Origin of the sequence: Nocardia sp. NPDC047648 (assembly GCF_040642815.1) — a bacterium.
Lineage (GTDB): Bacteria > Actinomycetota > Actinomycetes > Mycobacteriales > Mycobacteriaceae > Nocardia > Nocardia gamkensis.
This window is the reverse complement of the sequence record NZ_JBEYSX010000005.1, coordinates 69,003-76,168: the sequence shown is the minus strand read 5'-3', so window position 1 is coordinate 76,168 and position 7,166 is coordinate 69,003. Positions and strand designations below refer to the sequence as shown.

General features: G+C 65.9%; 5 protein-coding genes. 4 read left to right on the top strand and 1 reads right to left on the bottom strand.

What is annotated here, in order from left to right; all coding sequences use genetic code 11:
• From ABZ803_RS13330 to ABZ803_RS13320, 3 genes are all read left to right on the top strand, one after another.
• The coding region (locus ABZ803_RS13330) for an HEXXH motif-containing putative peptide modification protein (protein ID WP_357036533.1) at window positions 1-814 on the top strand (814 nt) is incomplete at its 5' end.
• Window positions 815-924: 110 nt separating this feature from the next.
• Window positions 925-1,677 (top strand): phosphotransferase, encoded by a 753-nt coding sequence (locus ABZ803_RS13325; RefSeq protein ID WP_357036530.1) that lies wholly within the window; start codon window positions 925-927, stop codon window positions 1,675-1,677.
• Window positions 1,678-2,304: 627 nt separating this feature from the next.
• The gene (locus tag ABZ803_RS13320) at window positions 2,305-2,910 is read left to right on the top strand and encodes a dihydrofolate reductase family protein (RefSeq protein WP_357036527.1); all 606 of its coding nucleotides are present in this window, start codon (window positions 2,305-2,307) and stop codon (window positions 2,908-2,910) included.
• Window positions 2,911-3,366: 456 nt separating this feature from the next.
• Here ABZ803_RS13320 and ABZ803_RS13315 read toward each other — a convergent pair whose 3' ends face one another.
• The gene (locus ABZ803_RS13315) at window positions 3,367-5,397 is read right to left on the bottom strand and encodes a polyprenyl synthetase family protein (RefSeq protein WP_357036524.1); all 2,031 of its coding nucleotides are present in this window, start codon (window positions 5,395-5,397) and stop codon (window positions 3,367-3,369) included.
• Window positions 5,398-5,966: 569 nt separating this feature from the next.
• Between ABZ803_RS13315 and ABZ803_RS13310 the strand changes: the two genes are divergently transcribed.
• Complete coding sequence (locus ABZ803_RS13310; protein WP_357036521.1) at window positions 5,967-6,332, top strand: HPF/RaiA family ribosome-associated protein; 366 nt, start codon at window positions 5,967-5,969, stop codon at window positions 6,330-6,332.
• Window positions 6,333-7,166: the final 834 nt, after the last annotated feature.

Here is a 7,166-nt window from a genome sequence, read left to right as displayed (position 1 = left end):
TGCGGGTTCGGTGGCGGGCTTGGATTTGGTGCGGCCGTTGCGTTGTTTGACGGCGGAGGGGATTTCGGTGGTGCTGGAGGACACCGACCCCTACCGTGCGGTGCCGTACCAGGGGAGTGAAATTTACCCGGTCGATCAGCTCAGCGCGGCGGAGGCCGAAAGCTGGCAGCGTGCTTTCACCGCGGCCATCGACATCATCGACACCTGTTTGCCCCGCTACGCTCCCGGCCTGCGCGCGGGATTGCGTACGGTGCTGCCACTGCAGTCCGATGGCAAGCTCTCGCGAAGTGCGTCGACCCGTCTGGCCTTCGGCGCGGTGGGCCTGGCTCCTGCGCGACTGGACGGCGCGTCACTCGCCGAACTGTTGGTTCATGAGTTCCAGCATGTCAAAATGGGCGCGATACTCGACATGTTCGAGCTGTACGACCTTTCCGACACCGAACCGCGTTACCACCCATTGTGTTTCGTGCATCCGCGTCCGATCGAGGGGCTGCTGCAGGGTGCTTATGCGCATATCGGGGTGACCGATTATTGGCGGGTGCGGCGGACGCTGGTCGACGGTGCCGACCGGGTGGAGGCGGAGAGGCAGTTCGCTCGCTGGCGGATGATGACCGCTGAGGCGATCGGTCAGTTGCGGGACTCCGGATCGTTGACGGGGTTGGGTGAGCGGTTCGTGCAGGCGATGGGGGAGACGGTGTTGCCTTGGTCGAGTGAGCCGGTGGATCCCGCCGCCGAAGCCGCCGCCCGCGAAGTCGCCGAGGAACACCGCGAGCGTGAGGCCCGACTGAAGACAGCCGGGCAGCGCAAGCCGTGATCCGAGCCGGTGAGTCGAGGCAGGAGATCCGCCGGCGGGCGGTTGCCGCTGCCGTGGCGGTCGCTCGGCGGCACGGTGTCACGGTCACCGCACCCGAGGTTCTCAAGGACGTGAGCAACGTGGTGATTCATCTGCGACCCGCTCCGTTCGTCGCGCGAGTCACCACCACCACCTTGTTGCGCCCGAACCTTCCGTCCTGGTTGCGACGCGAAGTCGCGGTTGTCCGTTACCTCGCCGACCATGGCGGAGCCGTCGTGCCACCCAGCGACGAGCTGCCGCCCGGGCCGCATCATCACGAGGGAATGTGGCTGACTTGCTGGCAGTACGTCGAACACGACCCGGAGTATGTTCCGGGTGTCGCGGAATTGACCGATTCTCTTGCCGAGTTGCATCGCGTGCTGCGCGGCTATCCCGGTGACCTTCCGTATATGGGCGTCGTGCTGGATGAGATACCCACCATGATCGACACCCTCGAGCGCTTGGAAATCGTTCCGGCGCATCTCATTGTCGCGTTCCGGGCGGAGTTCCGGCGATTGGCGCCGATCTTGATGGCCGACCGCGAGACTGCCCAGCCATTGCACGGCGACGCACATGCCGCCAATGTCCTCGCGACGGTGAACGGGCTGCTCTGGAACGACTTCGAGGACACCTGCGCCGGCCCGGCGAAATGGGACTATGCCACGGTGCTGCACCGTTACCAGCAGTGGAAACCGGTCCTGGGAGAGCTGCACCCATATTGCGCCGCGAGGTCATTGGAGGGCTGTGTCTGGACTCTGCTACTGGCACATCGCTTTCCCGATCAGCAACCCATCGCCGACACATACCTCGACCGCTGGCGCCGGTCCATCACACCGGGTTCGTAGCCCGAGGAGCGCCCCGACCCCATCGCACTCGCTTCTTCTGATCTCCTCGCCTGTGGTCGGCTGGGTGCTTCCTTCGGTTCGGCTTCCGAGTCGGCGTCGTCGTCGATCGACACGCCGAAGTCGGTAGCCAGACCTGCCAATCCGGAGTCCCAGCCCTGCCCGAGGGCGCGGACCTTCCACGCGCCCGCGCGGTGGTATGCCCCCGCTCCATCAGCATGCCCGCGAGCACGCTCCTCTAGCCAGATGGGAGCCCTGGCAGCGCATTGAGCGCGTCGTACACCTGTTGAGGATGAACCTCTTGCGAATGCCAGCCGCGATTCACTTCTCCCACCCTTCCGCCCGCCGACCCCTGACAGGCACATCGGAAGAGGGCTACAGTCACGCTCCAGGGCAGGTTCGCCAATTGCGCATTATGGCAACAGCTTTCGAGTCGGACAGCACACTATGCTCACCTATTCCGCACGCGTATGCAGGAGAACGATCGTGGTTGGTGGGACTATTTACCCTCGGCTGGTCCGCGCTCGGAACCCCATGTCAGCGATCCTTACCAGCACCCCACAGCACGGCCGATGAGTTCGCGGCTCCCGATCGGTCAAAGCTCGTGACACCCTAGGAAAGGACACCGCTATGTCGGAGCTTCTCGTCGACTTCATCACTTCCCTCGACGGCTACGCATCAGGAGAAGGATGGCCCGGGTTCTGGGGCCTCGAGGGCCCTGAGTACCTCGCATGGCTCGGCGAGCAGCCCGAGTCCACCCACCTGATGGGAGCGAACACCTACCGCCTGATGTCGGGCTTCGCCGCCGGCGAGGTCCCGAGTGGCCAAGATGAATTCAGGCCCGAGGAAGAGGCGTCCGTCGACGAGCTCACGCGAGCGTCCAAGGTGGTGTTCTCCTCCTCACTCGAGGAGCCACTGAGGTGGGCCAACTCAACGCTCGTCCGCGACGACGCCGTCGAGGCGGTCCGCGCCATGAAGTCGAGCGGCTCGGGACTGCTCAGCACGATCGGCAGCCTGAGCCTGTGCCGGTCCCTGCTGAGAGCCGGACTCGTCGACCGATTCCGGGTCGTGATGTTCCCGGTCATCACCGGTGCCACGGGCGCGGAACGCATCTACGACGGCTATCCGGACGTTGCCCTCGAGATGATCGAGCATCGCACCTTCGACGGCCGCATCCAGCTGGTCGAGTACAAGCCCCGCGTGCTCGAGCACCCGCCGCTCGGCGCCCCTGCCTGAGTCGCCCGTCCGCCGGTCCGGACCGCCGCCAGACCCGGGGCCTCCAAGCACCCGACGCCTCGTAATGCCGCTGGTCGCGCTGACCGAACCGGCAGCCGGCGCGGTCCGGCGGAAGATCGGCCCGTGAGGCCCACGTCCGCCGGATCTGGCGGCAAGCCGCCACCGCAGATAGTTTCGCGAGTCGGTACCACCCGCCGGGTGCATATGCCCACGTTGCTTTCGAGCTACCGCACATAGTGCGCGGCTATATGCGGTCCGGCTCAGCGCCGGATTTCTCGAACATGTTCCTCGAAGATGTGCAGCAACCGTGTGGGCGGGCTGCGGCAGGGGGGCGAAAATCCGCTCGCCGCCGAGTTCGGCATCAGCCGCGAAACCGTCTACAGCTACCTGCGAGCCGAGCCACCGCAGATCGAACGAGTCGTGATACCTGCCGGATCGGCCTGCTCGGACCTGGCATCACGGACCGGTTGCGGGGGGTTGCGACGCGGTCTGAGCTGGTTCGGCGGCCCGAGAGTAGATTTCACGGCGCAAGCGTTCCAGGTCCGGTGCCGCGGAATCGGAGATTTGCGTGTACCGATCGGTCTGATTTACCCAGAGCCCCCCGCTCGTTATGTTCGCGTACATCTCGGCATAGTCCTTCCCCCGACCGGACAGACCGGGAAGCGCTCGGAGCAGCGCGGGGATGTAGCGGATCACCGCCTCGAGTTGGGCGCGTTGCTCGGCCAGCTGGCGCTGCACCTGCTCGACGGCTTCGCGGCGGGTGCAGCCGGTCTCGTGACGGACTGCGCGGACCAGGTTGTAGGGGACTCGGCCTGCCTCGTCCCGATCCAGCCCCGCCAGGTCGTTCTCCACGAAGACCACAAAGAACAGCAGTTCTTCGAGACGGCGGATCACGGGATGGTTGCGCAGCATCGACGGCACCTCACGGTCCTGGTAGACCTCCAGGCAGGCGATTGCGGTCTCGAACCCGCTGGTCGACTTCCGCAGCGGCAGGTAGTCGGCTGTGGCGGGGATGTCGCCGTTGATGCGACGGTGCGCTTCGCGTTCGCAGGCTTCGAACCACTCCTCGAGGTTGTCGAGGAATCGCTGCTGCCAGCGGGTGCCGCGGCCCTCGCGCAGGCGCGGCCACAAACTCGCCCACGCCGCCGGGATCGCGCCAGGCATCGACGGCGCCTGCGGGTCCTGGCGCAGCATGGCCACCAGGCCGCGCCGCAACGCGGTGACGGCTTCGGGATTGGTCAGCTGCGGATCCTCGAACAGGTCGTCCCACACAAGGGCCAGCGTGAACATACCGGCGAAGGTCTGTTCACGGGCTGAGTCCGCTGCTGGGAGCCAGGTGTGTGTGGGGATCCGGAGCCCTCCGGTCCACCGGTAATAGTCGGCCTCGGTCGGTGTGAGGGCCAGGCCGGTGTCCACCAGCCAGCTCCGCAACCATGACGCGGCCTGCGCGGAGACCACCTCACTGTGGGTCTGGAGTGGCTGCGTTGAGGGCCGGGAGACCGTGGAACCAGGAGTTCGCCGATCAAGTATGGACCGGGCGTAGGCGGTCATCGCGTGGCGGGTGCGCGGGTCGACGGGGAGGGCGGCGAGCTGACCGGCAGCCTGGTCCATGAATTCCTCGGCTTGCGCCAAGGCCTCGTCCACGGCGCCGGAGGCGAGGACGAGTTTGCGGGCATGTGTGGCTTGCTCACCGGTCATTCTGCTGCGCAGCAGACGGGCAAGGTCCCGGTCGCGGGCAGCGGCGCGGATCACGGGAAGTGTGTAGACGCCCTCGGGCAGATCCGCGTTGACAGGCTTGCCCATTTCTTCGGCGGTCGAGGTCAAATCGGAAATGTCGTCATACAACTGGTAGGCCATCCCGAACTGGCGACCGAACACCGCCAACGCCTCTTCCTGATCCTCGGAGCGACCGGCTTGCATCGCGCCCACTCGGCAGGCCAGCGACAGCAGCGCCGCCGTTTTGCCGTCGATCGACTCCAGGTAGGACTGCTCGCTGCGGGAGGCCACGTACTGGTCGGCGGCCTCGAGCACCATGCCCGCGCACATCTGCGCACTCGCGGTCGATCCCGCGAGCCCTTCGCGCCGGCCGAGTTCGATCAGTACGCGCCCGCCCTCGATCGTCACGGAGTCTCCGGCCAGTACGGCCAGGTGCGGTCCCCACACCGCGTTGGCGCTGGCACGGCCGCGGCGCTGGTAGGCGTGATCGATGACGTCATCGTGATACAGCGAGCCCAGATGCAGCAACTCCACGGCGGCGGCGGCGCGCACCGCCCGGTCGTCGGCTGGGGTCGCGGGATCGGTGAGCAGATAATACGACAGCAACGTCAAGGTGGGACGGACCATGCGGCGGGAAGTGTCGGGCCCTTCGTCGGTGAGTGCGGTCAACTCTGGCCTGCCCTCGAACCGCACGGGTCCGAGAACGGCACGGACGCGGTCGAGGTCCGCCGCCAGGTGCGGGAAGACAGCGGAATCGATTCCACGTCGCACGCGGGCACTCCTTACCAGTTACATCGGCACTAGTTACATCGGCCATCCACCAACACCGTCGATCAAGGGCAATTCGACACCACCACCGCGCGGAAGATGTTGGTATCGACCAATTTCGACGTTCACTCTAACGGTGGTGATGACCATCCACGAGTGCCGTTGGGCGACGAACACCTCGACCGAATCACCCACCACTCGGCGGTGCGGGCGACGATGCAGCGCGGGCGAAGGCGACGTCAGCCATCGCGACCCGAGCGAGACCGACGGCTCGTCGCGCTCAGCCGCCTCTGGAAGCGACGAGTCTTGACCGGCAGGAGTTCCCTGGCCGGGTGTCCACGCGCAGCGTTGCCTGCGGACCCAGTCTGCGCCCATGCCCTCATAGGTGCCTTGGAACTCCGGGCATCGCTTTCGCCGAGAGTTGGGCGACCCGGAGCGCTCAGTTCGATGATCATCGGGGATTACGGTGAGTAACGGGTATAGACGATGCAAGCTACGGCGGCGGAGTCGACGACGAACATCATCCGCTTCCGTCCGAGGAACAGTTGCCACCTATCGGAATGGATACGCACATGCAGATTCAGGTCAACACCGACAGCAACATCGACAGCGGCGAAAAGCTGATCCGGCACGTCGAGGAGGAGATTGCGTCGACGCTCGAGCGCTTCAGCGACCAGATCACCAGCGTGGAAGCCCACCTGAGTGACCAGAACGCGGGCAAAGGCGGACCGGATGACAAGCGATGCGTGCTGCAGGCTCGTCCGACCGGTCAGCAGCCGGTCGCGGTGACCCACAACGCCGCGACGATCGATGACGCGTGCCGGGGCGCGGCCGCGAGCATGGCGCATCTGCTCGCCAGCCGGTTCGGCCGGCTGCACGACACAAAGGGTGGCGATTCCATCCGGCACCCGCACAAGAATTCCCCGCACTCGAACTGAGTCAGCAGCACCTGGTTGCTCGGTGAGGCCGCCGCCGCGATTCGGTACACCGTCGACAGCGACACAGCCGTGTTGGAAGCCGAATCGAATCTCACCCGCGCCGCCTGCGAACTGTTCGATACGCGGGCGGTCGTCTCCCCAGAAGGCGGATCGCTGTCGTCGAAGGGCTGATTGCGTTCGGTCATGCGGGGTGGTCCGCCCGCCGGGTTGCCGAGCGATAAATCCACCTTCTTACGGCACCGGCTACCGCCGCTGTCCACTCGACAGATTCGTAGGATCGTGGTCGTCAACGAAACAGCCCGGATCCATCCCCGTCGCGCGGAACTTGGTCGCCGCCGGTCGCGCCATGCTCCAGGACCCCGGAGTCGCGAGCGACCGACATTCCCGTGCGGTCCGACCACTGACATCCACGTGCGGGGTCGCAGCCGGGGTACCGGCGCCGTCAAGGACGGAATCTCGCCGAGTATGAGGACGGCTTCGAGCAGCCGGGTGGGTTCACTCGGCGCTCGCTCGAGCGAGCGGTTCGTCGGCAAGCGCTACCGGCGCCGCAGCACAAGACTCGACCGCTCGGCTGCACTGGTGGGCAAGCTAACTTCAACGCGCGCTCGACATCGAACCGGCGCGCTCTTGACCCGAGCGGCGGTCAGCACCCTCGGTATCAGCAGTACACTCCGAATCCGGCGTTCCCGAGTGATGACCTGCGACGGGAAGCCGTTCACGTACATTCGCGACGAACACACGCCGCACGCGGCGCGATAAGCGGATCAGCGCCGAGCGCGACGCGGTAGAGATCGAACCCGCAGGGTGGGCACAGATAGTCAGGCGCAGCGCGCC

Excerpts from the sequence above, each read along its gene's own strand:
- ABZ803_RS13320 (WP_357036527.1), top strand. The coding sequence starts at position 2,305 with ATGTCGGAGCTTCTCGTCGACTTCATCACTTCCCTCGACGGCTACGCA.
- ABZ803_RS13310 (WP_357036521.1), top strand. The coding sequence starts at position 5,967 with ATGCAGATTCAGGTCAACACCGACAGCAACATCGACAGCGGCGAAAAG.